Source organism: Pseudomonas sp. SIMBA_067, assembly GCF_046534675.1.
Classification (GTDB): domain Bacteria; phylum Pseudomonadota; class Gammaproteobacteria; order Pseudomonadales; family Pseudomonadaceae; genus Aquipseudomonas; species Aquipseudomonas putida.
Window position 1 is genome coordinate 1 of sequence record NZ_JAWRYH010001282.1, and the last position, 238, is coordinate 238.

The 238-nt window shown below is 52.5% G+C and carries 1 protein-coding gene; it reads right to left on the reverse strand.

The features are described from left to right. Positions 1-238: PTS transporter subunit EIIC (locus SB765_RS33435; protein ID WP_410933010.1), on the reverse strand; the 238-nt coding region annotated here is incomplete at both ends.

The following is a 238-nucleotide window of genomic DNA, read 5'->3' on the forward strand; positions in this document are numbered from 1 at the left end:
TTCGACATGTTCACCCTGGGCCGCTTTCGCCATCAGTTCAATAAAACTCGGATGTACCAGCACACCCGCGATGGCAATCGCCAGCGACATATTGGTTTTAAATTTGATGGCGGCAGATGCCGCGACCATCAGCGGCAGGAAGAAGAAAGCACCGTCACCAATCACATTCAGAATGGTTAAGGTCGGCGATCCTTTTGTCAGCACGCCGCTCATCTCGAGGATCATCGCCAGCAGTTTG